We start from the raw sequence: 25924 nt of genomic DNA on the forward strand, positions 1-25924 counted from the left end.
CGTTGGTTTTGGTTTGGCTTGTGCAGGTTCGTTTTGCCGTACCGGTGCTGGTTTTGAATGTGCGGCTGGTTCTGCATGTCGTGCTGGGGCAGCCGAGGTTGCAGAGTTGGGTTGATTCGCGGTATTGACAGCCCGGAACCGGCCGGTAGGGGAGCCGCTGTTCGAGTTCTTCAGTACGTCGAGATGCGCACCTATGTCGGAACCCGGAGCAACGCGAAAAGGTTGCTGGTTGTCAGAGTTCATTGAATCTTTTGAATGCCTGCCCACCCTTAATAACCTAATCGCTGCACCAGCACCGGAAGGCGTACCGCCATTCCGGCGCGCCGGGCCGTGGTCATCAGCGCTATGGCCCACCTATCGATGCAATACTCACTCATCGATGCGCTCCAGTGTGTCCATAAGTGAATAGCGCATCGATATGTGAGAAGGGTAGAACCAGTAGCGTGCGCAACCTTAAGTACTGCTATTGCTTGTAGCTGACCAGGAAGTTGCCTAGGCGCTCGATAGCTTCCTTCAGGTCGCGTGCCCACGGCAGGGTGACAATTCGGAAGTGATCCGGCGTCGGGTAGTTGAAGCCAGAGCCGCCGACCATCAGGATCTTCTCTTCACGCAGGATGTCGAGCATCAGCTTCTCGTCATCGTGAATTTCGTAGACGTTCGGATCCAGCTTCGGGAATGCGTACATTGCTCCCATCGGCTTCACGCAGCTTACGCCCGGAATTGAGGTCAGTCCCTCGTAGGCGACATTGCGCTGCTCCAGCAGGCGACCGCCTGGCAAGATCAAGTCCTCGATGGACTGGTAGCCGCCGAGTGCCACCTGAATGCCGTGTTGAGCAGGGACATTCGGGCATAGACGGGTGCTGGCCAGCAAGTTGATGCCCTCGATAAAGCCCTCTGCGTGGCGCTTCGGGCCAGTCAGCACCATCCAGCCCGCGCGGTAACCGGCCACACGGTAGGTCTTGGACAAGCCGTTGAAGGTGATACAGAGCAAATCCGGGGCCAAGGAGGCAGTGGAAATGTGCTCTGCATCGTCGTAGAGGATGCGGTCGTAGATTTCGTCGGAAAGCAGCAGGAGTGAGTGCTCACGAGCGATATCGACGATGGCTTCGAGCGTCTGGCGTGTGTAGACCGCGCCGGTCGGATTGTTCGGGTTGATGATGACAATAGCCTTCGTGCGATCCGTCACCTTCGAGCGAATGTCTTCGACATCCGGGGCCCAGTTATTCTCCTCATCGCACGTGTAGTGGACGGCCTTGCCGCCGGCGAGGGTGGTTGCTGCAGTCCAGAGCGGGTAATCCGGAGCTGGAATGAGGACCTCATCGCCCTCGTTGAGCAGCGCCTGCGTGGTGATGGAAATCAGCTCGGAGACGCCGTTGCCCAGCCAGACGTCGTTGACGTCGAAACGGGGGAAGTCCGGGTCCATCTCATAGCGCGTGACGACGGCACGGCGTGCGGAGTAAATACCCTTGGACTCGGAGTAGCCCTGTGCGTGGGGGAGGGCGCGGACCATGTCCTGCACGATGGTGTCAGGTGCATCAAAGCCGAACTTCGCCGGATTGCCAGTGTTGAGCATCATGATGCGGTGGCCGTCGGCCTCCATCTGCTCGGCGAGAGTAGTCACCGGACCGCGAATGTCGTAGAGGACGTTCTGCAGCTTGGAGGATTGGTCCAGTGTCTTCAGTGGAGTGCGGCGAGGTGCCCTGATGTTTCCACGACGGGCGGCAACACGGGCAGCACGGGACTGCTCGGCCTGAGCGGCCTGCGCAGCCTGAGCGTCCTGCGTTGTCTCGTTGGTGGTTTCGGTGCCCTGGGAAGTGTCTTTACTGGAACTCACCTGTCTAAGCATGCCACTTTTTTGCTCCCGCACCATGCTTTTCTCACAGCGGGGGCAGATTAATTGCACATTAATTGCGCAAAAGCGCCCTGCATGAGGATGCAGGACGCTTTACTGGGTTGCGGGCAGCTGGGGTTCTGGCTGCTAGTTACTGCTTAACTGCGGAGCCGTCGATCTGCAGGGAAATCTCGTTGCCAAGGAGCAGGCCGCCAGTCTTAATAGGAGCGTTGTAATCGATGCCGAAATCGGTGCGGTCAATCTTGGTGGCTGCCTCGAAGCCAACGCGAGTCTGCCCCCATGGGTCTTCAGCGGAGCCGAAAATGTCGACATCCAGGGTGACCGGCTTGATGATGCCGTTGATGGTCAGGTCGCCGGTAACGGTGGCCTTTTCTTCGCTCTGGAGCTCGATAGCGGTGGAAACGAATTCGAAGGTTGGGTTTTCGTCGGTGCCGAAGAAGTCCTTCGAGCGCAGGTGGTTGTCGCGCTCTTCATTGTTGGTGTTGATGGAGTTCGCCTGAATGGTCGCCTTTGCCGTGGAATTCTCCGGCTTGTCGGCATCAAAATTAATAACGGACTCAAACTCAGTGAACTGACCGTGGACCTTAGTGATCATTGCGTGACGAACGGTGAATCCAACGGTGGAGTGCTGTGCATCAAGAACGTAGTTGCCAGACTGAAGAGCCATAGTGAATCTCCTAAAAGTTAAAAGTATCTCGAATGTTTCGAAGTATTTTTGTCCGCCGGAACCAACTTCCGGTGTTGACGTGTCAACGATAACTCTAGATGTGATGATGTGTCAACAAATTTCAAAGAAAATGCCGAATATTTTTTAGAAGCGCACATCCGGTCGGGCGATCGGTTCGGGGTTTTGTCATGGCTGGGCGAGGCTCCTTTGGTTGGAGGCGGTTCATATGGAGTCGTTTTAAGTGCTTATGCCCAGCATAACAGGCGTTGACATGTCAACAACCGCTATTTAGGATTGAGAATTATGCAATTCGGAGTTTTTACAATTGGCGACGTCACAAAAGATCCCACGACCGGACAAATCCCTACTGAACATGAGCGAATTAAGGCAACTGTCGCGCTAGCGAAGAAGGCTGAAGAGGTTGGCCTCGATGTCTTTTCTACCGGCCAGCACCACAATCCACCGTTTGTGGCCCCGGCGAACCCGCCGATTCTGCTGGCAAACCTCGCAGCGCAGACCGAAAATCTGATTCTGTCGACCTCGACAACGCTGATTACCACCACCGACCCCGTGCGCATCGCCGAGGATTACGCCTACCTCCAGCACCTTTCCGAAGGCCGCATTGATCTGATGATGGGCCGCGGCAACACCGGGCCGGTTTATCCGTGGTTTGGCAAGGATATTCGCAAGGGAATTCCGCTGGCCATCGAGAACTATCACCTGCTGCGCACCCTTTGGCGTGAGGAGAATGTGGATTGGCAAGGTCAATTCCGCACTCCGCTGCAGTCATTTACGTCCACACCGCGCCCGCTCGACGGTGTAGCACCTTTCGTGTGGCACGGCTCAATCCGCTCCACTGAGATTGCTGAGCAGGCCGCCTTCTATGGGGACGGCTTCTTCCATAATCACATTTTCTGGAATATCGAGCACACCACAGCCATGGTCAATCTCTACCGCCAGCGCTATGAGCACTACGGTCATGGTGCTGCTGATCAGGCAATCGTCGGGCTTGGCGGTCAGGTCTTCGCCGCTGAGACGGAGAAGAAGGCCAAGGAGATTTTCCGCCCATACTTCGACAATGCCCCGGTCTATGGACATGGGCCATCTCTGGAAGAATTCGAGAACATCACTCCACTGACCGTCGGCACGCCTGAGCAAATCATCGAACGTTACCTGGGCTATGCAGACGCCGTTGGCGACTACCAGCGTCAGCTCTTCCTTATCGATCACGCCGGCCTGCCGCTGGAAATGGCGTTGGAGCAGGTTGAAATCCTGGGAACCGAAATCGTTCCGGTCCTGCGTGAAGAGTTCGAGCGCCGCCGTCCGGCGCACGTGCCTTCCGACCCGCCGACGCATGCCTCGCTGGTTGCCGAGGGCGCAGATTCCCCGCACCTTCTCGTCCGCCCGGCTGAAAGGAATCAGTAGTGAAAAAGCTCGTCGTCGTAAGTGCCGGTGTTTCCGATCCATCAACCACGCGCATCCTTGCCGACCGCATCGCGGAGGCCGTCGAGGCGCAGGTCTCCAAGCGTGGCGAGGGGGTCCAAGTTGAGTACGTCGAGCTGCGCGAACTCGCTGTCAGCCTCGGCACTGTGATGTCCACAGGGCTTTACGACGAAAAATTGCGCGCCGCCCTCGATACTGTCAGCGGTGCTGATGGATTGATTGCCGCGACCCCGGTGTTCGCAGCGTCCTACTCTGGGTTGTTCAAGATGTTTTTCGACGCCCTGGATAAGGATGCGCTGACTTCCATGCCGGTCATTATTGCTGCGACGGCTGGCACAGCACGACATTCGTTGGTGCTGGAGTATGCGATGCGTCCGCTGTTTAGCTACCTGCGCGGCACGGTTATGCCGACTGCTGTATTTGCAGCCACTGAGGACTTTGGTGCTGGCGATGGTGCCGGAAATGGCGCCGGCGGAGTGTCCGGCGCGGAGATGAATAATCGCGTGGTGCGTGCAGCTCGTGAGCTTGCCGAGTACCTTGTCGGTGTTCGCTCGGCCGTAGTCGGTTTTGGTCCAGATTTTGGGAACGAAGCTGAAGAAAAGGGTGCGGAGCATTCAGCGGGCGGGGCCAGCGAGGGGAATCGGGGTGTTGGCGAGCCGAACCAGCGACGCAGTACAAACACGCGGGTGGATACTAATGTCACGGATTTTGCCACACTGCTAGAGGGGCTCGACGGCACCGCGAAGTAGCCGCGCTCACGTGAAGGGGCGGCAGAGGAGGGGTAGGGGGTCAGCGCTCTTTAGCGGCACCACGGGAGGTTGTAGTAGTCGCAAGAGAAGGTATCGGAAAGAGCGTATTCCTTAACCTGCAGGTCGTCGCTGCTGGTTGTAGCTGTCGGTGCTGCGGTAGCGGCCGGAGCGCCGGTCAGCGCGCTCAGGGAAAGTGCTGCGGATGCAATGGTGGTAGCAAGAACGGAAGTGCGTCGAAACATTAGGTAGTACTCCGAAAGATATCTGCCTCGGCAAAGTGTCAGGGCTTTGTGGACTGCCGGACTTCGCCAGTGATTAATAAAGAAATCATAACTATTTAATCAAGAGTGTGAAGTGTGGAGGTCTCTCTACCTGCCCGCGCCTGGGGGTGGCCATTCGGCTACTCTCTGGTGTCTTTATGTAGGTGGGCTAGTGGCCGAAATGTTGATTGTCTAGTACCAAGTGGCCGACCGAGGCATTTTTGAATTGGTTCAAAAGGCGTAGTTCTAATGCGTTTAAATTGATCGACGAAATCTTATTGTTGCGCCCATAATTACTGGTCAGGGTCAATTAGATGTCGTATTTTCGCGTGACAGAAATCGGTGGGATTCCATTTTTACTATGTGGATAATCGCTGCGGCCGTCGTAAAGTCAGTCGAAAATTTTCCATTACAAAACGCTGAATTTCGACTTACCTTTGCAGGTGTCAGTTCAAGTATTTCCTTACGAGTTGCTCGTCACATCCTGAAAGGATTTCGCCGTGAAGAAGACCCTGCTCTCCGGCTCCATTGCAGCCCTGGTTACCATGTCCTCGCTGGCTGTCGCCCCGATGGCGGAAGCTGCCCCAGCCCCTACCCCGGGCACCGTCGGTGGCACCTGCTCCGTTGAAGGCCAGTCCGGCCAGTCCCTGAAGATCACCGGCTCGAAGTTCGAGGTCGAAGGTACTGCGACTGTCGCTAACTACGGCGACACCGACCTGCCGCTGACCCAGACCCTGAAGGAGGGCAAGACCAAGTCCTGGAACGTCGGCGGTTCGGTCGACTTCGACCTGCTCAAGCTCTTCCATGTCACCTTTAGCGCCGGCTACCAGTCCACTCAGACCTGGGAAGTTGGCCAGACCCTCGGCCCGTACCCAGTCAAGCCTGGCTACACCGGTGTTCTGGAGTATGGCTTCCTGAATCAGTCCTTCGAAGGTACTCACCTGACCTGTAAGGGCGGAAAGTGGATTGACGCGGGTCGTCCGTACTGGGGCACCATCCCGAAGGAGCGTCACATTCGCGTTTCCATGCGCGCCAACGAAGCTGATCGCTCCGTCGACGGTGCTGCTCCGCAGGTCAAGGAGTACGCCGTTTAAGGCGGCCAGAGCCCCTAAAGCCTCGAAGTAGAAGGAAGTTTCTCCATGTTGAGCGTGAAAAAGAAGGCCCTGGCCTGCGCGGTGATGGGTGCAAGTCTTCTTGCGCCAGGCATCGTTGGACAGGTCGCGGCGACCCCGCTGACCCAGACCCCTGACCAAGATGAGCACCATACCGGTTTCACCAACACGGATAAGTGTGACCCGGTCAAGGATGCCAAGCGTCACCCCTGGGAGCAGTGGATTACCGACGAATGGGACCGCTACAACGGCACTAACTCATTCACCAACCGCACTGACCGCCCTATTCAGTACACCCTCGAGGTGACAGAGGGAGTCAACGAGTCTGTGAAGGCCATGAGCTCCGGAAATATGTGGGACGTGTTCCTCCACGGGGTGAAGAACAAGTACGGCATCGTCGAGGTCAGTCAGTGGTCGGTTGGCGACAAGCTGGGCCCGGTGACCGTCAACCCCGGTGAGACTGTTCGCGCAGACTACGGCGTGCACATGAAGTCCTTCATTGGCCGTGTTCGCACCTGTGACCAGAAGACCGGCCTGTGGCGCGGTGAGCCCTACTTCGGTGAGTACAACGGCAAGGGGCCGTCGACTCGCTTCGTGGTCTGGCACAAGACCACCAAGGAGGGCGAGCACCGTCAGCAGTGGGCGCCTGTCAGCGGCAACTCCGGTGACGGCGGCCCGGCATCCGCCACGATTAACGACTAGGAGCAGTTATGAAAAAGCGTGTTGTCGCCATGTGCTTGACGACGGTCTTTGCGCTCGGACTCGGCGCTCCGACAGCAGTGGCCGCCCCGAATCCAGGAGCTGGTGAACCGTTCGCGCCGGAGGAGTGGGTACCAGTGCCCAAGCCAGCGGCAGTTGACCGCGGTCCGGCACCGGGAACCACTTGTGAAGCTCCGGGTTCGGTGGCTGAGTTTGTGGAAATCACCGGCTCTCGCTACGACGTTGAGGGCGTTGTTTCTACGAAGAATGACATCGGTGATGAGCCGATTCCGCTGACGCAGACCATTAAGGAGTCCAAGACCAAGAAGTGGTGGACCAATATCTCTGTCAGCGTGAAGGTCAGCAAGGAGCTCAACCGCAAGTACTCCTGGGAATACTCCCGAGAGATGGTTTGGAGCCTCGGGCAGAAGATCGGACCATACGAAGTACGCAAGGGCGAAACTGGTCGTCTGAGCTGGGGATTCCTGGTTGACGAGTTCGCCGGGCAGACTGTCCGCTGCAACGCCAACTCGAAGACGTGGCAGCCCATTGGGCGCAGCTACTTCGGCGTGGCTCCGCGTGAGCGACATGTCGAGGTGACCATTCAGTAGTTACACAGTTCTCTCTCCACACTCAGCACGGGTAAAAGGGGGCCTATTCACGAAAGTGAATAGGCCCCTTTTTTTGCTACTCCGTCTTTTTGTTACTGCGCTGTTTTGCTACTGCGCGGCAGCGGATGCCGGCGGGTGGAAGCCCGCATCTATTGCTTTCAGAGCCAAGTCCAGGCGTGAGGTAGCCCCGAACTTATTGAACATGCTGGAGAGGTGCTTCTTGATGGTGCCGGGCGACTTGCCGAGTTCCTTGGCGATGTCGTGGTTCGACTTACCGCGACAGATTAGGCCGAGAACCTCTCGCTCGGCATGAGTGATCTTGTACGAGGAAATGTTGCGGGACGGCAGCGTTTTAATCAGCCGAGTCGCAGAAATCGGGGAGATGACGGTGCCGCCCTGGAAGACATCTTCAACGGTGCCAATGACGGATTCGGGGCGGGCGGTTTTGAGAATGTAGCCGTTTCCGCCGAGGCTCAAGATTTTCAGCATTGTTTCATCGGTATCGAATGAGGTGATAGCGATGAATTTCGGTGGATTCTCCACCTTCTTAATGCGCTCGAGCAGCTCAACGCCGTCCATGTTGGGCATATGAATATCGGTCAAAACTACGTCAATGCCACCGCGGGCAATGATATTGAGGGCCTCGTGGCCATCGCTGGCTTCATCGACCACGGTAATGTGCGGTGCCTTCTTGAAGTAAGTTCGCAGCGTCGAGAGTACGAGTGGGTCGTCATCGACAATGAGAACCTTGATGTCAGACATCCGCGAACCTTTCATAGAATTTATAAAAACCGAACAATATCTGTCATTGTGCGATATTACTACGCTAACCAGGACGTTTCGAGAGATATCTTCGTCACAGGCGGTTACTACACCAATCTTACGCTAGCGTAACTTACTGATTGGTAGGTGGCATGTGGAGTTTGGTATTCCACACATTTCCTTCTCGTTCTGATGTGATGGAACCGTCCCACGGTCGCACTCGCCGATGCAGTGAGGAAAGCCCCAAACCGCTCGAGAGCATCGCCCGCGGCAGAAAATGCGGTAGCACCTTCGATATCTGATTGCTGATGTCGAGCGTGAAGCCATCCTCCTCATTGCCCAGCGCCAGAATGTGGACGTTCGTTTGCGGCTCGCCGTACTTCTGAATATTCGTGCAGAACTCCGACAGCGCCGGCGAGATAACTTCTGAAATCTGCGTCAAAGAGGGCTCGGTTTCAATCCTCGTGGCCAGTGAAACGTTAAACCCAGCTTCCTGCAGTTCATCCTTGGCCTGTTGGAGCACCCTGTTCATGCTAGGAACTCGCTCATCTTGGCCAATAGCCGAGGTCAAAGAGCTTTCTTCGTCAGCGGATTTCAGCAGTGAAAGCAACTGGCGAAGCTGTAGCAGACCTTCTCGGGAGGTTTCTGCGATGTCCTCCAGGGACTCTTCAAGCTTTTCATCTGTCCCTTCTCGCTCGATGGCGAGCGCCTGCGCCAACATGGTTACGCGAGTAAAGGACTTGGCGGTGGAGTCATGCAGTACGGTCGCCAACTCAAGGCGTTGTTCTTCCAGGGCGCGGTTAGATTCAATCGTTGCCTGCCGGCGTTGCTCTTTGTAGCGACTGCGCATCATGCCGATGGCGTAGGCAATTACAAAAAGCAGCGTTGTCACAAAGGTCGCGACGTGGTCGCGCGCGAACGTATTTGTGTTTACGTCGTAGTTTGAAATTACCAACAAGAGCAACGCAGTGATTCTCGCCGGCATCTTGTTGTTGTTAGCACGCATCACTTCCACGATGAGAAGCGCGCAGAAAATCTGCATTGGAGCCTGCTCTGTAGGAAGGAAAGTCAACGCCAAGAAATTCGCTGGGACAACCACCATGGCAAAGAGCGGCAAATACGTCGCCACTGCAACAAGAATGACCTGAAGGCCACCGATAATGGTTGGCAACAATAGATCAGAGTTGCTCTCGCGGAGAATTAGCGCATCGAGAGCAGTGAGGATCAGCGCAATGACCATCTCCACTGACCCCGGAGTCCTCAGAAAGTCTCTTATCTGTGACAGCGATTTCTTAATCACTACGCCAAGACCTCTTTCCACACCACAACGCGGTCATCTCTAACGGGATGCAGTAATCAATATATTGTCAGTGCGGTTGAGAGTGCCATTTGCATGATTAATGCCGTGGCGCAGGGGTCGTCGTAAAGCACAAAAAATCCGCCCGGGAAGAATAACCTCTCGGGCGGATTTTGGCTTACTTAGCGAGCGTTACTTACGTCGCGCCGATCCTGGCAGCGGAACTCCGTGCTGGTTGCGCGGAAGGTTCTTAGCGCTTGCCGACGGTGCCTGCGTCTCCTCGGCTGGGGCCTCAGCGGCCTGCTCGGTGGAGGTGGCTTCTTCCGTCGCCCGCTCTTCGGTAACCTCTGGCTGTTCCGGAGCCTGCTCCGCCTCTGGCTGGGCAGATGCTTCCTGAGCCTCGGTTTCCTCGGCTGCCGGGGCAGGGGCGCTAGCGGCCGGCTTTGCCTTGCGCGCGCCACCTGGAATCGGAGCGCCCTTGCGTGCGCCACCCGGAACCGGGGCACCGGATGCGGTCTTCGGCTGCTCAGCTGCTGGCTGCTCGGACTCGGTGGCCGTAACCTCAGCAGCGGTGTCCTCGGCAGGAGCGGTTTCCTCGGCCTTCGGCTTGGCGGCTGGAGCTGCCTTCTTAGCGCCACCTGGGACAGGTGCGCCCTTGCGTGCGCCACCCGGAATCGGAGCGCCCTTGGTTGCCTTCGGGGTCTCAGCCGGAGCTTCGGTTTCCGCAGCTGCTGGCTCTGCCTGCGCGGCCGGCTTAGCAGCCTTGGCGCTACCCGGAACTGGAGCGCCCTTCTTGGCACCACCTGGAACCGGTGCACCGGCCTTTGCGCCGCCTGGCTTTGGAGCGCCACCCGGAACTGGTGCGCCGGCCTTAGCCCCGCCTGGTTTCGGTGCGCCACCTGGAGCTGGAGCGCCCTTCTTGGCGCCACCCGGGGTCGGTGCGCCGGCCTTAGCGCCGCCTGGCTTCGGAGCGCCACCTGGCTTTGGAGCACCACCTGGAGCTGGAGCGCCCTTCTTGGCACCGCCCGGGGTCGGTGCGCCGCCCTTAGCGCCGCCTGGCTTCGGAGCGCCACCCGGAGCTGGAGCGCCCTTCTTGGCACCACCTGGAGTCGGTGCGCCGCCCTTAGCGCCGCCTGGCTTCGGAGCGCCACCCTTGGCAGCAGCGCCTGCAGCAGCACCAGCAGCTGCGGCACCAGCGCCGGCAGCGGCAGTCTTTTCTGCCTTCTTCTTCTCGGCAGCCTCAGCCTTCTTGCGCTTTGCTTCCTCCTCCTCGAGGCGCAGGCGCTCTTCCTCTTCAGCCTTCTTCGGATCGACCCAGCCACGCTCTGGCTGCTCAATCCACTCCGGCTCACGTGCCTGTGGCAGCTCGCCGTCGACCTTCACAGAGTCGCGGAGCATCTGGGCGATGTCCAGGACTTCCGGCTTCTTCTCGTCGTCCTCGATGACGTTGTTGACACCGTCATTCATCATCGTCTTACAGAACGGGCAGCCGATGGCAATTGCCTCAGCGCCAGTGCCGACAGCCTCTTCGGTGCGGTTGACGTTGATGCGCTGGCCGATGGTCTCTTCCATCCACATGCGCGCGCCACCTGCACCACAGCAGAAGCCGGTGTTCTTGTTACGCGGCATCTCGACGAGGTTAGCGCCGGATGCACCAATCAGCTCACGCGGAGCCTCGAAGACCTTGTTGTGGCGACCCAGGAAGCATGGGTCGTGGTAGGTGACCTGGCGGCCTTGGCCGGAAGCAACCGGCTGGAGGCGGTTAGCGCGAACCAGTTTATTTAGCAGCTGGGTGTGGTGGACAACTTCGTACTGTCCGCCCAGCTCTGGGTACTCGTTCTTGAAGGTGTTGAAGCAGTGCGCACAGGTGACGACAATCTTGCGCTGCTTCGGCGGGACACCGTCGAAGACCTCATCGAGCTGTTCGATGTTCTGCTCAGCCAGCATCTGGAAGAGGAACTCGTTACCAGCGCGGCGAGCGGAATCACCAGTACAGCCCTCAGCCTGGGAGAGCACAGCGTACTTCACACCGGCGGTGTAAAGCATTTCTGCAACAGCCTTGGTGGTCTTCTTCGCATTGTCGTCGTAAGCACCGGCACAACCGACCCAGAACAGGTACTCGGTGTCGTCGAAGCTCTCGACATCTTCGCCCCAAATCGGGACGACGATGCCTTCCTTGCGGACCTCGTTAATCCAGTCGGCACGAGTGGAAGCGTTCTGGCCCCACGGGTTGCCCTTGGTCTCGAGGTTCTTGAACAGGCCAGCCAGCTCGGTCGGGAAGTCCGACTCAACCAGAACCTGGTAGCGGCGCATATCGACGATGTGGTCGATGTGCTCAATGTCAACCGGGCACTGCTCAACACAGGCACCACAGTTGGTGCAGGACCACAGGACGTCCTGGTCGATGATGCCCTCATCGCCGTCGCCAACCAGCGGCTTGGTCAGGAGTGCTGCGCCAGCGCCTTCGCCCTCGCGAGCGGTTTCGATGGTCTCGCCAGCCAGCAGGTACGGGGCAGAAGCGTAAGCGTGGTCACGCAGCTGGTTAACCAGCAGCTTCGGGGACAGTGGCTTGGAAGTGTTCCATGCCGGGCACTGCTCCTGGCAGCGACCACACTCAGTACAAGAGGTGAAGTCCAGCAGAGCCTTCCAGGAGTGGTCGGTGACCACACCGGTACCCATGGAGTCAACTTCTGGGTCAGCCTCTTCCAGGTTCAAAATCTCGCCGTTAGAGGTCATCGGCTTAGCGCCAGCGAGGGCGTTGTAGCCATCAGCGTTGCGCTTGAGCAGGATGTTGGCGAATGCCAGGAAGCGGTGCCATGCGACACCCCAAGTCAGGTTGCGGCCAACAACGAAGAGCCAGACCATACCGGACAGTAGCTTAATCAGCGCGAAGATGGACACCATGACTTCGGAGGCCGGCAGAATCTGTGCGATACCACCGGTGACGAAGTTCGCCCAGTTCCAGACCTCGGCGCCAGTGTGACCGTGGTCGCCGTAGGTAGCCAGCTTGGCTGCCTTGACGAACATCATGCCGAGGCCCTCGATGAGGACGACAGCCTCGACGAAATAAGCAGCACCAGCGTTGGAGCCGTAGAAGCGGCTCAGGCGCTCCTTGCCGAGGTTGGTCTGGCGGACGAGGATCAGTGTCAGGATGCCCAGGGTGGTGCCCAGGCCGAGCAGTTCGTCGATGAAGTGCCAGGTGGTCAGATTCCTGAGGATTGGCCAACCACCGGCTGGCCAGAAGGTCTGAATGTACGCCTCGAACCACACCAGGGAGCCGAGGAGGAAGCCCACCATGACGAACCAGTGAGCCACAGCAACGCCGGGTTTCTTGGCCATCTTGGTGTGACCGACGATCTCTCGGATCATGGTCCAAATACGGGTTCCCCATTCACCGGTGTGACCGTATGTCTTTTGGCCCACCATGATGGTCTTCACCATATGGGTGAATCCCTTGATAAAGATGAACCAGCAGGGCAGGGACAACAGGACGCCAATAACGCCGACTGCGACGGTGAATCCGGTAGATTCCGGAATCGCCGTGTCAGCCGTCGCCGCGGCGAGGTTGAGCACGCTCATAATGTTCCTTCTAGGCTGGCTCAGCCAGGGTGATGGCTGAGTGAAAATAGTTCTCTTGTGAGTTCTATCACGAGCCGCGGACGCTTACCTAACTAATGTCCAAAATGGTGCTGAATTCATCGATACACGGTGTAACCAGCGGTTATTTGGCGAATTACGCAAAAAAATCGTTGTTTTATTCGAGAGGGATTCGAGGGGCAACGTCTTCGCTTGACGACGGTGCGAGGCACTTTCGTCGTCACGCTTTTATGGGCGGAAGTGGTGGCGGTGTTGCGTGTGGGCAGTTGTCGAGTGTTGTCGACTCGATGTTCTGCGGACGCATTGCGGGGGTAGCGCCGAAGCGCAGGGGCGGAGCTGTGTTGCGAGGCGGGGAGGGGGTCGGTGGCGTGTTGGTCTTTGAAAACTGATTGAAGCAGACATGTATTCACATGCGTTACATTCTTAACACAAATAACAATAGTTACTTCTGTACCTGTGTTTTGGTGGATAGTTCGCTATTGGGCCCGGGATTTGCTGACAATTAACGAAAAAGTCATTAAATGTAACTGACTTTTATGAATCCCAAGTGGATTTAAAAGCCTCTATGTCCGCAATTTGCCTGGTAATCGGCGTGCCAATTCGGTGGTGAGGAGAGTTGCCTGGCCACCCCCGGCGCAATTCTTATGTAGGCGCCATTCTGTGTATTACCTAGTATTAGCAGCGTGATACTGCAGATTTATCCGTCTGATTCTAAATGGCAGTGGGGTATGGATTTCTCAGTGCCACTTTTTCTTGAGAGGGACTTTAATAGTGCGATCTTTCCGTGCAATCGCTATGGCTGGAGCCGGCCTTATTCTTACTGCGAGTGCGGTCTTTAGCTCGGGCGCAGTGGCAAACGCCAATCCGGTCAGTGCGGTCGCAGTCAAGGCGTTCAATAGCTCGCTTATGACTCCAGTGGTGGTTTCCCCGGTCGGACGTGCAGCTGCGGAGACTGCGCTACTTGATCCTCAGGTGCCGATTATTGTGCTCGGAGCCCGTCTCAATCCCGACTGCAGTGCTCCTGCTGTCTTGACGTCCCGATTGGAAACTGCACGTTCGCTGGCGCTGCGTCATCCTCTTAATCCGGTCATCGTCACGGGTGGTCGTACTCAGCCGGATTGCCAGACTGAGGCTGAGTACATGCGTGATGCGCTTGCAGCTATGGGGGTATGGAAGCGGCGAATCACGATGGAAACAAACTCAGACTCCACTGTTGAAAATGCGGCTGGCACTGCATACCTTGCGGAATCGGGAACCAGTGGCGTTCGTGCCGCTGTCATTGTGACTTCTCCAACGCACACACCGCGCGCACGCGACACCTATTCTGCTGCCGACGACTCGGCGCTGTGGCTGGCCGTCCCGTCGACTGTGAACTAGCCACTAGCCGTATACGGCCAGCGGCTAGCGGGGCGGTCATAATCGACTGGCCTATTGAGGCAGAAAAGCGAGAGGTTCCCTCGAGAGGATGGGTCTCTCGCTTTTCTTCAGGCGGATAATCGCCTGGAGATCCTAGGAATTAGTGAAGTTCGCCTTGCGCTTCTCGGAGAACGCGGCCATGCCTTCCTTCTGGTCATTGGAGGAGAATAGGGAGTGGAAGGTGCGACGCTCAAAGAGCAGTCCCTGCGACAGCGTCATTTCGTAGGCCTGGTTAATCTGTTCCTTAATCTGGGTAGTGGCAACCAGCGACTTCGACGCAATGGTGTCGGCGACCTTCAAGGCCTCGTCGAGAAGCGCCTCCGGCTCGACGACGCGGGCGACCAGACCTGCGCACTCGGCTTCTTCGGCGCCCATCATACGGCCGGTGAGACACATCTCCATTGCCTTAGCCTTGCCAATTGCGCGGGTCAGGCGCTGCGAGCCGCCCATACCCGGAGAGATGCCGAGGTTGACCTCAGGCTGGCCGAACTTGGCTTTAGCGCCAGCGATGATGAAGTCCGCCATCATGGCGACCTCGCAGCCACCGCCCAGTGCGTAGCCGTTGACGGCGGCGATAACTGGAGTGCGGACGGAAGTCAGGACATCCCAACGTGCGAACCAATCGGAGATGTACATCTCGGTTCCGGACTTGTCCGCCATCTCCTTAATGTCTGCACCTGCGGCAAACGCCTTCTCGGAGCCGGTGATGATGATCGCGCCAATGCCTGCATCGTTGTCGAAAGCGGTGGCTGCTGCGCCGATCTCTTCCATGGTCTTGTGATTGAGGGCGTTCAGTGCCTTCGGGCGGTTCAGGGTGATAATGCCGACGCGACCTCGGGTTTCGGTAAGGATATTTTCGTAGGTGGTCATTAGATACTCCTTTGGGATGGCTTGAGTTTGGTGAAAGTTGTGTATGTAGCCCGCAATTCCAAAATCTGAAGAACGTGGCTGCGGCTTGAAAAGTCTTTCCTGTATGCGAGGGTACCTGCGGTAGCGGGTGTCGTCAGGCTGTTTGAGCTGATAGGTGCAGGGTGGGGCGAGTTGGTATCTTTTAGTGCTCGATGTGCCGGTGGCCATATTGGCTAACTAGACAGCTTTGTCTATATACTTCGCTTTATGTCGAACAAGAACACCGCAAACACGCACGAACTATGGGACATTGCTCGCAAGCTTCGGGAAAACCACACCTATGTTGACTTGACTCACGCGTTTCACGCCGGTCAGCCGAAATTCCCTGCGCTTCCCGACGAACAGCGAACACGGCTTTTCACCGTTGCTGAGCATGGATTTGAAATCGACCAGTATCAGTTTGTTGGCCAGTGGGGTACGCATGTGGATCCGCCTGTGCATTTCGTCCAAGAGACGAGAACTCTTGACAATATTGGCGTCGAGCAGATGATCCTGCCTTTGGTCGTCCTAGATTTCACTGCTGAAGTCGCTCGGGATAATGATTTCTCCCCTTCGATTGCTGATGTCGAGGCGTGGGAGGAACGCAATGGTTTGATTCCGGGCGGTGCATTTGTCGCATTTCGCAGTGACTGGTCAAAGCGGTGGCCTGACGCTGAGGCAATGGCCAATGCGGATGAAGAGGGCGTGACTCACTACCCAGGATGGAACGTTGAGGTTGTCGAATGGTTGATAGACAACCGTGGCGTTGTGGCGATTGGGCACGAGACCACTGATACGGACCCCGGCATCGTGGCTCATGGTGGCAGCTTGCCGACGGAACTCTATCTATTAGGGCGTGACCGATGGCAGATTGAACTTCTGGCTGGGCTCGACCAGGTGCCGGAAACGGGGGCTCTCGTGGTTGCCTCCTGGCCGAAGCCAAAGGATGGGACGGGGTTCCCAGCTCGAGTTTTTGCTGTTTTGCCAGTGTAATCCTCCCACTGCCTTCGAACGGTTTTCGAATACGCCATAAAGCTTCGCCTAACTCAATCCGAGCCTAGATGCGTGATTCAGCCGTCATTGTTTGAGAGCTTTGCATTGTCCGTTCACTGCGTCGACCGAAACGACGAGCCGACAGCACGGATTATCCTCCGGCGTGCATTGTCAAGATCGGCCGGCTCTATGTGCTCGCATGGGGTGAGCTCTGTGAAGGCATGGGCGGCAGTGCCGCGGTGAAGGCGGATTCCCGAGTGGCAATCCGCCTGTGGTCTTAACCTCGCTTACGCAGTGAAACTACCAATGCGGCAATACCGGTCAGCGCGCCCACGAGGCCGAGCCCCAGGCCCCAGCCGCCAAGCGTGCTGCTCGAATCCTCGCTGGTAGCAGCTGCGGAATGCTCCACGTCGTCTGAGCGGCTATCGCCGTGGTTTGTCTCGCTGGTGCCATGGTTGTGGCTGTGGTCGTGGCCGTGGCTATGTTCATTGTCTTCCGACTTCTCAATCAGCTCCACAGTTGGAACCGGGTAGTCACTATCGTGGTCCTTTTCAGCCCAGTTCATCGAACCCTTTTCACAGGTTTGCAGCGTCGGCACCTCAACTGTCGACGGCTTTGCGTCATCAGCCACCTTCACGCTGAGCGTCAGAGAATCCTTCAGGTCCGACGGCAGTGGAGTCTTTGCGGTGTAGATGACCTTCTGCACCTTTTCATTCTTGCCAGAGCCGGTCGACTCCTTGGTGACATCCCAGTTCGCGTTCACGTTCGGCGTAACCTTTTCGAACTCCTCCGGGATGGTGAACTCGACCTTCGTCGTCGGCGAACCGTCGCAGCCATGGCCGACCCCGAAAGCCAGATCCGCGTAGCCGCCAATCGGGGCAGACGACGGGGTTGCATGCACATGTGCGGATGCAATGGCAGGGAAGGCGAGGGTTAGTGCGGCGCTTGCCGACGCTACTGCGAGCCCACGGAAAAAGGGGAAATGGTGTCGCTGTGCATTCTGAGGCACGAAAAACTCCTAAATAAGTGGGATGAATTCTTGGCTCAATCGCCCCGTAAATGGGGAGAATTTAGACATGTATTAGTGGAGCCGCCAGAGCTGATTCGGTGTCAGGCCATGGGGTAACAAGGGCATGGCCTGTTGATGAGCCGGTGGCTGCAAAACACGTCAGGGGATTAGTCGGTTCGCTGTGCAGGAAAGTTCCCAGGGCTAGTGCTAGGAAATTCTTTGTCCCCCTGGAGTCCAGAGGCAGGATTCTGTATAGAAAATTGCGCTGTCGGCTACCGTGAGTGGCTTTAGAGCATAGTCTTGTAAAAATCTTTTATCGCGGTGACCTGCGGTGATGACGGTTTTTTTAGAAAAGTTGAGTCGGGTTGGAATAACTTTGTCCCATAGTCCGTTGCATAGCATGACAAACATTGAGTCGGACACACTCAAGTTTGCTTGACAGATTTTCTACGGCAATGCAGACTTGAGCGCGTAAGACTTAAGGGCAATTCTTTTACTCTTCTAGAAAGGTGTTCATCATGGGACGCGCTGTTGGTATTGACTTGGGTACGACGAACTCCTGTGTCTCCGTCCTCGAGGGCGGCGAGGCTCAGGTGATTGCGAACGCTGAGGGTTCGCGCACCACTCCGTCGGTGGTTGCATTTGCAAAGAATGGTGAGGTCCTGGTTGGCCAGTCCGCTAAGAACCAGGCTGTCACTAACGTTGATCGCACTATTCGTTCGGTCAAGCGCCACATGGGTACTGACTGGAGCATCGAGATTGATGACAAGAAGTACACTCCGCAGGAGATTTCCGCTCGTACGCTGATGAAGCTGAAGCGCGACGCTGAGTCTTACCTGGGTGACGACGTCACTGATGCGGTTATTACCGTTCCGGCTTACTTCAACGACGCTGAGCGTCAGGCAACCAAGGAAGCGGGTCAGATTGCTGGCCTGAACGTCCTGCGCATTGTCAATGAGCCGACTGCTGCTGCACTTGCTTACGGTCTGGAGAAGTCCGACAAGGAGCAGACCATTCTGGTCTTCGACCTCGGTGGCGGTACCTTCGACGTCTCCCTGCTGGAGATCGGCGACGGTGTTGTTGAGGTTCGCGCAACTGCTGGTGACAACAAGCTCGGTGGCGATGACTGGGATCAGCGCATCGTTGACTGGTTGGTTGAGAAGTTCCAGTCCAGCAACGGCATTGACCTGACCAAGGACAAGATGGCTCTGCAGCGTCTGCGTGAGGCTGCTGAGAAGGCCAAGATTGAGCTGTCCTCCTCGCAGCAGGCATCTATCAACCTGCCGTACATCACCGTTGATGCTGACAAGAACCCGCTGTTCCTGGACGAGACCCTGTCCCGTACTGAGTTCCAGCGCATCACCTCTGATTTGCTTGACCGCACTCGTAAGCCGTTCCAGCAGGTCATTGCTGACGCTGATGTTTCGGTTTCCGACATTGACCACGTCGTGCTGGTCGGTGGTTCCACCCGTATGCCGGCAGTCTCCGAGCTGGTCAAGGAACTGACCGGTGGTCGTGAGCCGAACAAGGGCGTTAACCCGGACGAGGTTGTCGCAGTTGGTGCTGCTCTGCAGGCCGGCGTTCTGCGCGGTGAGGTCAAGGACGTGCTGCTGCTCGACGTCACCCCGCTGTCGCTGGGTATTGAGACCAAGGGCGGTGTCATGACCAAGCTGATCGAACGCAACACCACTATCCCGACCAAGCGTTCGGAGACCTTCACCACTGCTGAAGACAACCAGCCGAGCGTTCAGATTCAGGTCTTCCAGGGTGAGCGTGAGATGGCTGCTGCCAACAAGCTGCTGGGCTCTTTCGAGCTGGGCGGAATCGCTCCGGCGCCGCGTGGTGTCCCGCAGATTGAGGTCACCTTCGACATCGACGCCAACGGCATTGTCCACGTCACCGCTAAGGACAAGGGCACTGGTAAGGAAAACACGATTACCATCCAGGACGGCTCCGGCCTCTCCAAGGAGGAGATCGACCAGATGATCAAGGACGCTGAGAAGCATGCTGACGAGGACAAGAAGCGCCGCGAGGAGCAGGAAGTCCGCAACTCGGCTGAGTCCATGGCTTACCAGACCCGCAAGTTCGCATCGGAGAACGAGGACAAGGTCTCCCAGGACATCCGCGACCGCGTTGAAGAGGCGGCCAAGGAAGTCGACGAGGCTCTGAAGGGCTCCGACATCGAGGCCATCAAGTCCGCCGTCGAGAAGCTGTCCACTGAGAGCCAGGAGATGGGTAAGGCTATCTACGAGGCTCAGGCAGCTGAGGGTGCAACCGCAGCCGAGGGCGCTGAGGCCGCTGACGCTGACGACAACGTCGTTGACGCTGAGGTCGTCGACGAGGATGAGAAGGACAAGTAAGAATGACTGACCAGGATCAGGGAAACCAGCCCACCCCGGAGGAGCCGGCCAACCTGGCCGATCAGGTCAACGAGGTCTTCGAGCAGGCCAAGCTTGACGACGACGTGGAGCCGGCGACCGAAAATGCCGCCGGCGACACCGCCGCGGAGGAAGCTGCAGACCCAGTTGCAGCCATCCAGCGTGAGTTGGATGAGCGTACGGAGGACCTGCAGCGCCTGTCGGCGGAGTTCGCAAACTACCGTCGTCGAGTTGACCGAGACCGTGAGGCCGAGCGCGTACAGGCAAAGGCAAAGCTGGCTGGAGAACTGCTGGTTTTGGCTGATGACCTCGACCGGGCTGAAGAGCACGGCGACTTGGCAGACGGCACCCCGCTGAAGGCTTTCGCGGATAAGTTCCGCGGCGTGCTGACCGCACAGGGTGTTGAGGAGTTTGGTGCTGCAGGAGAGGAATTCGACCCGGACATCCACGAGGCTGTCCAGGATCTCTCCGAAGGGGATGACAAGGTTCTAGCCAATGTGCTGCGCAAGGGCTACCGCATTAATGACCGTGTCATCCGTACGGCGATGGTAATCATCGGCGATCCGCAGTAGCGGAGACACAAGTGACGCAGATTTCTTTGAATTAGTTTTTTGAAAGGAGGAGATGCACCATGACTCAACGGGAATGGGCAGATAAGGACTATTACGCTGACTTGGGCGTCTCTAAGTCTGCGTCACTCGACGAGATTAAAAAGGCCTACCGCAAGTTAGCCCGGGAGAACCACCCGGATAAGAACCCGGGCAACAAGGTTGCTGAAGATAAGTTCAAGCGAATCTCCGAGGCATACTCGGTGGTCGGTGACGAGGACAAGCGCCGCGAATACGATGAGCTGCGTGCAGCGCTCGCAGGTGGTTTCCGATTCCCCGGTGCCGCAGGTGCTGGCGGAGCCGGTGCTGCCGGTGGACGTGGATTCGACTTCGACGTGTCGGATCTCTTCGGCGGAGGTGCCGGATTCGGTGGCAATGCTGGTGGTGCAGGTGGCCTAGGTGATTTCCTGGGCGGCTTCGTAAACCGCAATGGTGGCGCTGGTGCTGCCGGGCGGCAGAAGGCCCGCCGTGGTGCGGATGTGGAGACAGAGATTACGCTCGATTTCCGCGAGGCCGCCCAAGGTGTCACTATCCCGCTGCAGCTCACCAACCCGTCGCCATGCACGAACTGCAATGGTTCGGGTGCAGCGCCGGGAACCTCGCCGGTGACGTGTACCACCTGTCACGGTTCGGGGTATGTCAAGGAGCAAAAGGGGGCCTTCGGCTTCTCCAGCCCGTGTGCGGATTGTGGTGGCCAGGGCACTCGCATTGAGAATCCCTGCTCGCAGTGTAACGGCACCGGTGTGACCACCCGCCGTCGTACCATCACCGTTCGCGTCCCCGCAGGTGTGGTGGACGGCCAGAAGGTTCGTCTTGCTGGCCAAGGTGAAGCGGGACTGCGGGGGCGTCCGGCCGGTGACCTCTTTGTCACCGTTCATGTTCGCCCGGATGAAGTCTTCACCCGCAGCGGCAATGACCTTGAGGTCACGGTGCCGGTGAGCTTCGGCGAACTCGCACTCGGCGGCACCATTACTGTGCCGACGTTGGGTGACAAGATTCGTGTGCGTGTGCCGGCTGGCACAGCCGATGGCCGAACACTGCGTGTGCGCGGTCGGGGTATCCCAAAGCGCAATGGCACTCCGGGGGATTTGCTAGTGACCGTGCGCGTGAAGGTACCGACCAATTTGGATGACAATGCCACTTCGGCATTGCGCTCCTACGTCGAAGCGGAGCGTGCTAGCGGGTTCAATCCTCGTGAGGGTTGGGCAGGTGCGAAATAATGTCCGACAACACTGAGGTCTATGTCATATCCGTAGCCGCGAATCTCGCCGGCATGCATGCGCAGACGCTGCGTAATTATGACCGACTCGGGTTAGTAACTCCGCAGCGCACCTCCGGCGGAGGTCGGCGCTACACCAAACGCGATGTGGCGCTGCTGCGTGAGATTCAGCGTCTGAGTCAGGAAGACGGCGTCAACTTGGCCGGTATTAAGGCCATCATCGACCTGACTGAGCGGGTGGATTCGCTTGAGCAGGAAAATGCAGAACTGAGAGAGCAGCTCTACCAGGCAAAGGCACAGGCTCGCCGCTCGCGTGGCGAACTGGTTCACGTCCCACGCTCTACGGCCGTGGTGATGTGGGAGCCGCGCCCGCGGCGCGGGCGCAGAGGTGGCCGTGGCAGGGAAGGATAACCCACACGGGTGATTGAACGGACTAAGCAGCGTCGGCTGGTTAGTCCGTTTTCTCTTGGCTTGTTAATTTGGGCCGCGGATAAGCAACTGTTGATCTGAGACGCCGGTCAGCTATCAGTTAGCCACCGGTTGGTCTCGCGAGTGAAAACTTCATCGTCAAAGTAGTGTTCGATGTGTGGGTTGCCCTGAACGTGCCGATACTTTTGAGGAATATCCTGCACGGGAGTGACCATGAATTCGGCCAAGTCTCGCATGGACAGGCCACGCTCACTCAGGTTGAGTGTGTACGCGCCGAAGTCTTTATCCGCCGGGTTTTTCCCATGAATCCCCAGTTCGGCAGGAATACGAATGGGGTCCATCGGGGACGTCGCCACCGCCACACGGTGGCTATTTTCATATTCGGGTCGGGCTGTACCGTCCGGCTTGAGCAGTTTCATGTCGTTTGCACGCTCCAGTCCAGGGCCAACACCTGGCGGAGCTATGAGCAGCACCCTATCCGCATAGAGGCCACTACCAAGGGATGCCTGCGAGACCACCGTCGCCCCATAGCTATAGCCGGCGACAACGTGCCGCTGAGTAGGAAACTGGGCATGGGCGGTAGCGCCACCGGCAATTGCAGTGTCACCGCTATCGACACCACCGGAACGCTCAATCAAACCGGCTTGCAAGTGCTGCAGCCGCTCTGCAGCAAAATTGTGATACTCGGTGCGTATGGCCTCACGGAGGTTGGGTGGCGCGTCATAGGAAAACAACACCACCGCCACATCCTCCGGATCTCCACCGGCGGCGTGGAAGGTCGCGGCTACACGCTCGAACTGCTTGCTAGCGTCCTCCGCGCTAGAGCTGGTACCGGGGACGAGAGTGATCACAGTCGATGCTCGCTCAACGTCACCGAACGCAATCGCAGAATGTCCAGGCGAGGACTCCAATAGTTGTCCAGGAGGCAGCCCCAAAGCCCTGGCGCGAGCGGACATGGCGGCATCTATCTCTGATAGCGGGCTACTCGAATACGCCCCAGCCCATCCGCTCCCAACTTCCAAGTCCCAACCACCGTCAATCTCTTTGTCGCTAGTGGTGCCAGTACCACGACCAGCCTGCGATGGCTGCAATCTACCCGAGCCACTAGCTCCGCTTGCCACCAGTGGTGAAAGAGCTGAGATTGCGCCCGCCGCCTTCTCATCGAGTCGGTTGAGTTCAGCCAAGGCCGACTGAATCCGAAGCTGCGAGGTTGCACGCCATTCGGCCATGGTGAAAGGCCCGGAAGGAATTTTGGGATGAACGAGGCTGCGCGCAATCGTAGACAGCATGCCCTCCGGCGGAGTCACCGCACCAGAAACCAGATTCACCTGAAACCCCAGGTTGGTTGCCTGGTTTACCGCGTCGGTAAGTTCGCGGATGACGTCGTTAAGCATGGCGGCGGTATCGCTGCAGCAGGCGGCGAGACGTTCGAGCGCGACGCTGCTCCGGCGCAGACGCGTGGAGCTGTGGGTGACAGAAGCCTCAGCGGCGCTGCGGTTGTCGCCGGCGAAGTCATCCTCTGAAAGCGCGTTGAGTGCGGCCTGGGAACTGTCGGCGGAATCGGCGAGGGCGCGCGCCCCGGAACGCAGTGCCCGGGCAAGCGTCTCCAGCGAATCCACACGCCACAGCAGCGCTTCGCCTACCGTGACCATGACAGCTTTTCCAAGGCGGCGGACTGGTCATGCTCGTGCGCGAGAGCGCTGACAGCGAGGGCATCGGCAGCCTGCGCAATAACGTCGATGTTTGTGCACGCGGCAAGCAATGATTCCGACCACTTCCCACAAGTAGTGGAGACCGCGGGGACAATCCGTGAACCGGGCAGGGCAGAGGTGAGCCCGGCGCTTCCTGGGGCAGCTGCGACGATGGTGGAAAGAGCATCAATACGAGTGGAAATCTGCTGGTAGGAACGACTTAAGGCGGATAGTTGAGCTGGGTTGACTGTGATGTGTTCGGCCATGTTTTTGATTCTGCTGGGTGGAGTAAGGCAGCGGAAGACCATCTTCAGCGAACTGTGGATAACTCTGAGCGGAAGCAACGCAGGAAGCCGCGCTGTGGATAACTTCAGGGCGGTCAATCCGGGGTAGTCGGTAACATTTAGGCATGCGTATTGCACTGGCTCAGTTGGAATTGTCAGCGTCGGTTGAAGAGAATCTGAACGCGGTGAAGGTGACTATCGCGCGGGCAGCACAGGACAACGCCGATTTGGTGGTTTTCCCCGAAGCCACGATGAAGGCGTTCAATTCCGGTCGCCTGGATGTCGTGGCGGAGTCCAGCAGCGATAGGTTCGTAGCGGAGGTCTCGCAGGCCGCTCACGATGCCGGAATCAGCGTGGTGGTCGGCATGTTCCGGCCGGCAGATGAAGTGGAGCGCGACGGTAAGACGATGCACCGCGTCTTCAATTCGCTGCTTCTGGCTTGGCGTGATGAGGACGGCCCCGGTGTCGAGTTCTACGACAAACTCCACCTCTTCGACGCTTTTGGGTTTCGCGAATCGGATACTGTCGCGCCGGGCAACGCGCACGTGGTCTGTGATGTCCCGCTTGCCGACGGATCGTCGGTCGCCCTCGGTCTTGCGACATGCTTTGACATCAGGTTCCCGGAGCAATTCATTCAACTGGCCAACCTGGGCGCAGAGGTCATCGCGCTGCCTGCATCGTGGAATGATGGCCCGGGCAAGGTAAGGCAGTGGCAGACGCTGGTGTCGGCACGCGCACTGGATAGCACTTGTGTGATTGCGGCAGTCGATGCGGCCCGGCCTGGTGGGGCGAAGGCCGCGGGGAAGGATGAGGGGCCGACCGGCGCGGGGCATTCCATGTTGGTCAATGCGGACGGCGGAGTTATTGCCTCGGCGGGCTACGGCCCGCAGTTGCTTGTGGCCGATGTGGATATAGCGGAGGTGGAGCGGATTCGTCGCTCGATTCCGGTGCTGGAAATTCGCGATCAGGGCTAGCCGGGAAGCAATGAAGCGGGCCGAGTCGAGGGGGCGAAGATTGCGGGATATTAGCCTATAGTTCTACCGATTCGGGCGAAGTCCTTTATATTTCTTATCATGCTGCTCCACATCCTCTGGGTCATCGGAATTACGGCCGAAGGCGTCACCGGCGCACTAGCGGCCGGTCGAATGCGCATGGATCTCTTTGGAGTTTCAACAATTGCGTGCATGACTGCTATCGGCGGCGGTACCCTGCGCGATGTCATTCTCGGTCACTATCCGTTGGTGTGGGTTGCAAGCCCACAATATTTGCTGGTTATTGTCGGTGCAGCACTGATCACGGTGCTGTTGGCCGACTTCCTGATGAAGCACTTCCGGGTCGTGTTCTTGGTCGCTGACGCAATCGGTTTGTCGGCGTTTTCCATCATTGGTGCCCGCGTGGCCATGGAAATGGGGCACGGCGTCATCATCGCTATTGTCGGCGCCGTTCTTACCGGTGCGTTTGGAGGTGTGCTCCGCGACCTGATGTGTGACCGCGTCCCGCTGGTGTTTCAAAAGGAGCTCTATGCCTCCATCGCAGTCGTCGCGGCGACGCTTTACTACGTGCTCGACATGGTTGGCCTGCACGAGAACATCAACATCATCTGTGCGGTGCTGTCCGCACTGTTCATTCGACTAGCGGCGCTTTGGCGTGGCTGGTCGCTGCCGGTATTTGACTATCAGGGGCGCGATTAAAACACAGTACCCAGAAAAACTCTCAGCAAAATACTCTAATTAGCTCAGCAGAATCGATAGTTGTTGCTGAAAAGATTGCCGTTATGGATTTTTCTGGATTCCTCTCCGGTATCGGAGACCCCGAAGCTCTACTCCAGGGGTTTGGCCCTTGGGTGCTTGCGGGGCTTGGACTCATCATCTTCATTGAGTCCGGTGTGCTCTTTCCTTTTCTGCCCGGTGACTCGCTGTTGGTCACTGCGGGTTAAGTAAAGAAAAGTGTGTCTTTTCCG

General features: G+C 57.8%; 23 protein-coding genes and 1 pseudogene. 14 read left to right on the forward strand and 10 right to left on the reverse strand.

Translation table 11 applies throughout. The annotated features are described in order from the left end of the window. Nucleotides 1-463: 463 nt before the first annotated feature. The gene (locus HMPREF2751_RS06265) at nucleotides 464-1834 is read right to left on the reverse strand and encodes a pyridoxal phosphate-dependent aminotransferase (protein WP_370449407.1); all 1371 of its coding nucleotides are present in this window, start codon (nucleotides 1832-1834) and stop codon (nucleotides 464-466) included. A gap of 148 nt (nucleotides 1835-1982) precedes the next feature. Further along, nucleotides 1983-2519 (reverse strand): YceI family protein, encoded by a 537-nt coding sequence (locus tag HMPREF2751_RS06270; RefSeq protein ID WP_070595697.1) that lies wholly within the window; start codon nucleotides 2517-2519, stop codon nucleotides 1983-1985. Between the two features lie 303 nt (nucleotides 2520-2822). Between HMPREF2751_RS06270 and HMPREF2751_RS06275 the strand changes: the two genes are divergently transcribed. Together HMPREF2751_RS06275 and HMPREF2751_RS06280 are read left to right on the forward strand one after the other, a co-directional pair. After that, a complete protein-coding gene (locus tag HMPREF2751_RS06275; protein WP_070595698.1) occupies nucleotides 2823-3944 on the forward strand; it encodes a CE1758 family FMN-dependent luciferase-like monooxygenase in 1122 nt (373 codons plus the stop codon). After that, on the forward strand, nucleotides 3944-4711 hold the full coding sequence (locus HMPREF2751_RS06280; RefSeq protein WP_049171746.1) for an FMN reductase: 768 nt from the start codon (nucleotides 3944-3946) through the stop codon (nucleotides 4709-4711). The genes HMPREF2751_RS06275 and HMPREF2751_RS06280 overlap by 1 nt, the downstream gene beginning before the upstream one ends. Nucleotides 4712-4761: 50 nt before the next feature. Here the strand turns inward: HMPREF2751_RS06280 and HMPREF2751_RS06285 are convergent, their stop codons facing one another. Next, entirely contained in the window at nucleotides 4762-4953 is a 192-nt protein-coding gene (locus HMPREF2751_RS06285) for a hypothetical protein (protein WP_049191052.1), read from the reverse strand. 518 nt (nucleotides 4954-5471) lie between these two features. On the opposite strand from HMPREF2751_RS06285, the gene HMPREF2751_RS06290 reads away from it, so the two are divergent. Genes HMPREF2751_RS06290 through HMPREF2751_RS06300 form a run of 3 tightly spaced genes read left to right on the forward strand, consistent with a single transcriptional unit; the run spans nucleotide 5472 to nucleotide 7393 of the window. Continuing rightward, nucleotides 5472-6065, forward strand: a complete 594-nt coding sequence (locus HMPREF2751_RS06290; protein ID WP_016421574.1) for a hypothetical protein — start codon at nucleotides 5472-5474, stop codon at nucleotides 6063-6065. Nucleotides 6066-6110: 45 nt separating this feature from the next. Continuing rightward, nucleotides 6111-6785, forward strand: coding sequence for a hypothetical protein (locus HMPREF2751_RS06295; protein ID WP_070595699.1), 675 nt, complete (start codon nucleotides 6111-6113; stop codon nucleotides 6783-6785). Between the two features lie 8 nt (nucleotides 6786-6793). Beyond that, a complete protein-coding gene (locus tag HMPREF2751_RS06300; RefSeq protein WP_038626812.1) occupies nucleotides 6794-7393 on the forward strand; it encodes a hypothetical protein in 600 nt (199 codons plus the stop codon). Between the two features lie 108 nt (nucleotides 7394-7501). Here HMPREF2751_RS06300 and HMPREF2751_RS06305 read toward each other — a convergent pair whose 3' ends face one another. From HMPREF2751_RS06305 to HMPREF2751_RS06315, 3 genes are all read right to left on the reverse strand, one after another. Continuing rightward, a complete protein-coding gene (locus HMPREF2751_RS06305; RefSeq protein WP_070595700.1) occupies nucleotides 7502-8155 on the reverse strand; it encodes a response regulator transcription factor in 654 nt (217 codons plus the stop codon). Between the two features lie 133 nt (nucleotides 8156-8288). Further along, nucleotides 8289-9395 carry a histidine kinase gene (locus HMPREF2751_RS06310; protein ID WP_246815107.1) on the reverse strand — a complete coding sequence of 369 codons (1107 nt, stop codon included), beginning with the start codon at nucleotides 9393-9395 and terminating at the stop codon, nucleotides 8289-8291. Between the two features lie 249 nt (nucleotides 9396-9644). Then, on the reverse strand, nucleotides 9645-13031 hold the full coding sequence (locus tag HMPREF2751_RS06315; RefSeq protein WP_070595701.1) for a (Fe-S)-binding protein: 3387 nt from the start codon (nucleotides 13029-13031) through the stop codon (nucleotides 9645-9647). Between the two features lie 789 nt (nucleotides 13032-13820). Here HMPREF2751_RS06315 and HMPREF2751_RS06320 point away from each other — a divergent pair. Then, entirely contained in the window at nucleotides 13821-14426 is a 606-nt protein-coding gene (locus HMPREF2751_RS06320) for a YdcF family protein (RefSeq protein ID WP_224784014.1), read from the forward strand. A 132-nt stretch (nucleotides 14427-14558) separates the two neighbouring features. On the opposite strand, the gene HMPREF2751_RS06325 is transcribed toward HMPREF2751_RS06320, so the two are convergent. Further along, nucleotides 14559-15335, reverse strand: a complete 777-nt coding sequence (locus HMPREF2751_RS06325; RefSeq protein WP_070595702.1) for an enoyl-CoA hydratase — start codon at nucleotides 15333-15335, stop codon at nucleotides 14559-14561. Nucleotides 15336-15581: 246 nt separating this feature from the next. On the opposite strand from HMPREF2751_RS06325, the gene HMPREF2751_RS06330 reads away from it, so the two are divergent. Further along, nucleotides 15582-16346 carry a cyclase family protein gene (locus tag HMPREF2751_RS06330; RefSeq protein ID WP_049171735.1) on the forward strand — a complete coding sequence of 255 codons (765 nt, stop codon included), beginning with the start codon at nucleotides 15582-15584 and terminating at the stop codon, nucleotides 16344-16346. Between the two features lie 277 nt (nucleotides 16347-16623). On the opposite strand, the gene HMPREF2751_RS06335 is transcribed toward HMPREF2751_RS06330, so the two are convergent. Beyond that, nucleotides 16624-17355 (reverse strand): YcnI family protein, encoded by a 732-nt coding sequence (locus tag HMPREF2751_RS06335; RefSeq protein ID WP_049171733.1) that lies wholly within the window; start codon nucleotides 17353-17355, stop codon nucleotides 16624-16626. 518 nt (nucleotides 17356-17873) lie between these two features. Here HMPREF2751_RS06335 and dnaK point away from each other — a divergent pair. Genes dnaK through HMPREF2751_RS06355 form a run of 4 tightly spaced genes read left to right on the forward strand, consistent with a single transcriptional unit; the run spans nucleotide 17874 to nucleotide 21971 of the window. After that, complete coding sequence (gene dnaK, locus HMPREF2751_RS06340) at nucleotides 17874-19715, forward strand: molecular chaperone DnaK (protein ID WP_048734453.1); 1842 nt, start codon at nucleotides 17874-17876, stop codon at nucleotides 19713-19715. Nucleotides 19716-19717: 2 nt separating this feature from the next. Next, nucleotides 19718-20305, forward strand: coding sequence for a nucleotide exchange factor GrpE (gene grpE / locus HMPREF2751_RS06345; RefSeq protein ID WP_038626795.1), 588 nt, complete (start codon nucleotides 19718-19720; stop codon nucleotides 20303-20305). Nucleotides 20306-20364: 59 nt separating this feature from the next. Next, nucleotides 20365-21561, forward strand: a complete 1197-nt coding sequence (gene dnaJ, locus HMPREF2751_RS06350; RefSeq protein ID WP_070595703.1) for a molecular chaperone DnaJ — start codon at nucleotides 20365-20367, stop codon at nucleotides 21559-21561. Then, entirely contained in the window at nucleotides 21561-21971 is a 411-nt protein-coding gene (locus HMPREF2751_RS06355; protein ID WP_070595704.1) for a heat shock protein transcriptional repressor HspR, read from the forward strand. The genes dnaJ and HMPREF2751_RS06355 overlap by 1 nt, the downstream gene beginning before the upstream one ends. Nucleotides 21972-22078: 107 nt before the next feature. Here the strand turns inward: HMPREF2751_RS06355 and HMPREF2751_RS06360 are convergent, their stop codons facing one another. Together HMPREF2751_RS06360 and HMPREF2751_RS06365 are read right to left on the reverse strand one after the other, a co-directional pair. Next, nucleotides 22079-23641, reverse strand: coding sequence for an alpha/beta hydrolase (locus tag HMPREF2751_RS06360; RefSeq protein ID WP_070595705.1), 1563 nt, complete (start codon nucleotides 23639-23641; stop codon nucleotides 22079-22081). Next, on the reverse strand, nucleotides 23629-23946 hold the full coding sequence (locus HMPREF2751_RS06365; protein WP_049189443.1) for a hypothetical protein: 318 nt from the start codon (nucleotides 23944-23946) through the stop codon (nucleotides 23629-23631). Before HMPREF2751_RS06365 ends, HMPREF2751_RS06360 begins: the two co-directional genes overlap by 13 nt. A gap of 143 nt (nucleotides 23947-24089) precedes the next feature. On the opposite strand from HMPREF2751_RS06365, the gene HMPREF2751_RS06370 reads away from it, so the two are divergent. The 3 genes and pseudogenes from HMPREF2751_RS06370 to HMPREF2751_RS10635 form a co-directional block, all read left to right on the forward strand. Further along, complete coding sequence (locus HMPREF2751_RS06370) at nucleotides 24090-24938, forward strand: nitrilase-related carbon-nitrogen hydrolase (RefSeq protein WP_049171725.1); 849 nt, start codon at nucleotides 24090-24092, stop codon at nucleotides 24936-24938. A 99-nt stretch (nucleotides 24939-25037) separates the two neighbouring features. Next, on the forward strand, nucleotides 25038-25655 hold the full coding sequence (locus HMPREF2751_RS06375; protein ID WP_016421558.1) for a trimeric intracellular cation channel family protein: 618 nt from the start codon (nucleotides 25038-25040) through the stop codon (nucleotides 25653-25655). Nucleotides 25656-25738: 83 nt separating this feature from the next. After that, nucleotides 25739-25894, forward strand: a pseudogene (locus tag HMPREF2751_RS10635) (DedA family protein); the annotation flags it as partial. Nucleotides 25895-25924: the final 30 nt, after the last annotated feature.

The sequence above is a fragment of the Corynebacterium sp. HMSC063G05 genome (assembly GCF_001810555.1).
GTDB classification, from domain to species: domain Bacteria; phylum Actinomycetota; class Actinomycetes; order Mycobacteriales; family Mycobacteriaceae; genus Corynebacterium; species Corynebacterium jeikeium_D.

Bases quoted from the DNA above. Each gene is read 5' to 3' on its own strand.
- HMPREF2751_RS06270 (WP_070595697.1), bottom strand. From the start codon at position 2,519: ATGGCTCTTCAGTCTGGCAACTACGTTCTTGATGCACAGCACTCCACC.
- HMPREF2751_RS06275 (WP_070595698.1), top strand. From the start codon at position 2,823: ATGCAATTCGGAGTTTTTACAATTGGCGACGTCACAAAAGATCCCACG.
- HMPREF2751_RS06285 (WP_049191052.1), bottom strand. From the start codon at position 4,953: ATGTTTCGACGCACTTCCGTTCTTGCTACCACCATTGCATCCGCAGCA.
- HMPREF2751_RS06295 (WP_070595699.1), top strand. From the start codon at position 6,111: ATGTTGAGCGTGAAAAAGAAGGCCCTGGCCTGCGCGGTGATGGGTGCA.
- HMPREF2751_RS06300 (WP_038626812.1), top strand. From the start codon at position 6,794: ATGAAAAAGCGTGTTGTCGCCATGTGCTTGACGACGGTCTTTGCGCTC.
- HMPREF2751_RS06305 (WP_070595700.1), bottom strand. From the start codon at position 8,155: ATGTCTGACATCAAGGTTCTCATTGTCGATGACGACCCACTCGTACTC.
- HMPREF2751_RS06310 (WP_246815107.1), bottom strand. From the start codon at position 9,395: ATGGTCATTGCGCTGATCCTCACTGCTCTCGATGCGCTAATTCTCCGC.
- HMPREF2751_RS06315 (WP_070595701.1), bottom strand. From the start codon at position 13,031: ATGAGCGTGCTCAACCTCGCCGCGGCGACGGCTGACACGGCGATTCCG.
- HMPREF2751_RS06325 (WP_070595702.1), bottom strand. From the start codon at position 15,335: ATGACCACCTACGAAAATATCCTTACCGAAACCCGAGGTCGCGTCGGC.
- HMPREF2751_RS06330 (WP_049171735.1), top strand. From the start codon at position 15,582: ATGTCGAACAAGAACACCGCAAACACGCACGAACTATGGGACATTGCT.
- dnaK (WP_048734453.1), top strand. From the start codon at position 17,874: ATGGGACGCGCTGTTGGTATTGACTTGGGTACGACGAACTCCTGTGTC.
- grpE (WP_038626795.1), top strand. From the start codon at position 19,718: ATGACTGACCAGGATCAGGGAAACCAGCCCACCCCGGAGGAGCCGGCC.
- dnaJ (WP_070595703.1), top strand. From the start codon at position 20,365: ATGACTCAACGGGAATGGGCAGATAAGGACTATTACGCTGACTTGGGC.
- HMPREF2751_RS06355 (WP_070595704.1), top strand. From the start codon at position 21,561: ATGTCCGACAACACTGAGGTCTATGTCATATCCGTAGCCGCGAATCTC.
- HMPREF2751_RS06360 (WP_070595705.1), bottom strand. From the start codon at position 23,641: ATGGTCACGGTAGGCGAAGCGCTGCTGTGGCGTGTGGATTCGCTGGAG.
- HMPREF2751_RS06365 (WP_049189443.1), bottom strand. From the start codon at position 23,946: ATGGCCGAACACATCACAGTCAACCCAGCTCAACTATCCGCCTTAAGT.
- HMPREF2751_RS06370 (WP_049171725.1), top strand. From the start codon at position 24,090: ATGCGTATTGCACTGGCTCAGTTGGAATTGTCAGCGTCGGTTGAAGAG.
- HMPREF2751_RS06375 (WP_016421558.1), top strand. From the start codon at position 25,038: ATGCTGCTCCACATCCTCTGGGTCATCGGAATTACGGCCGAAGGCGTC.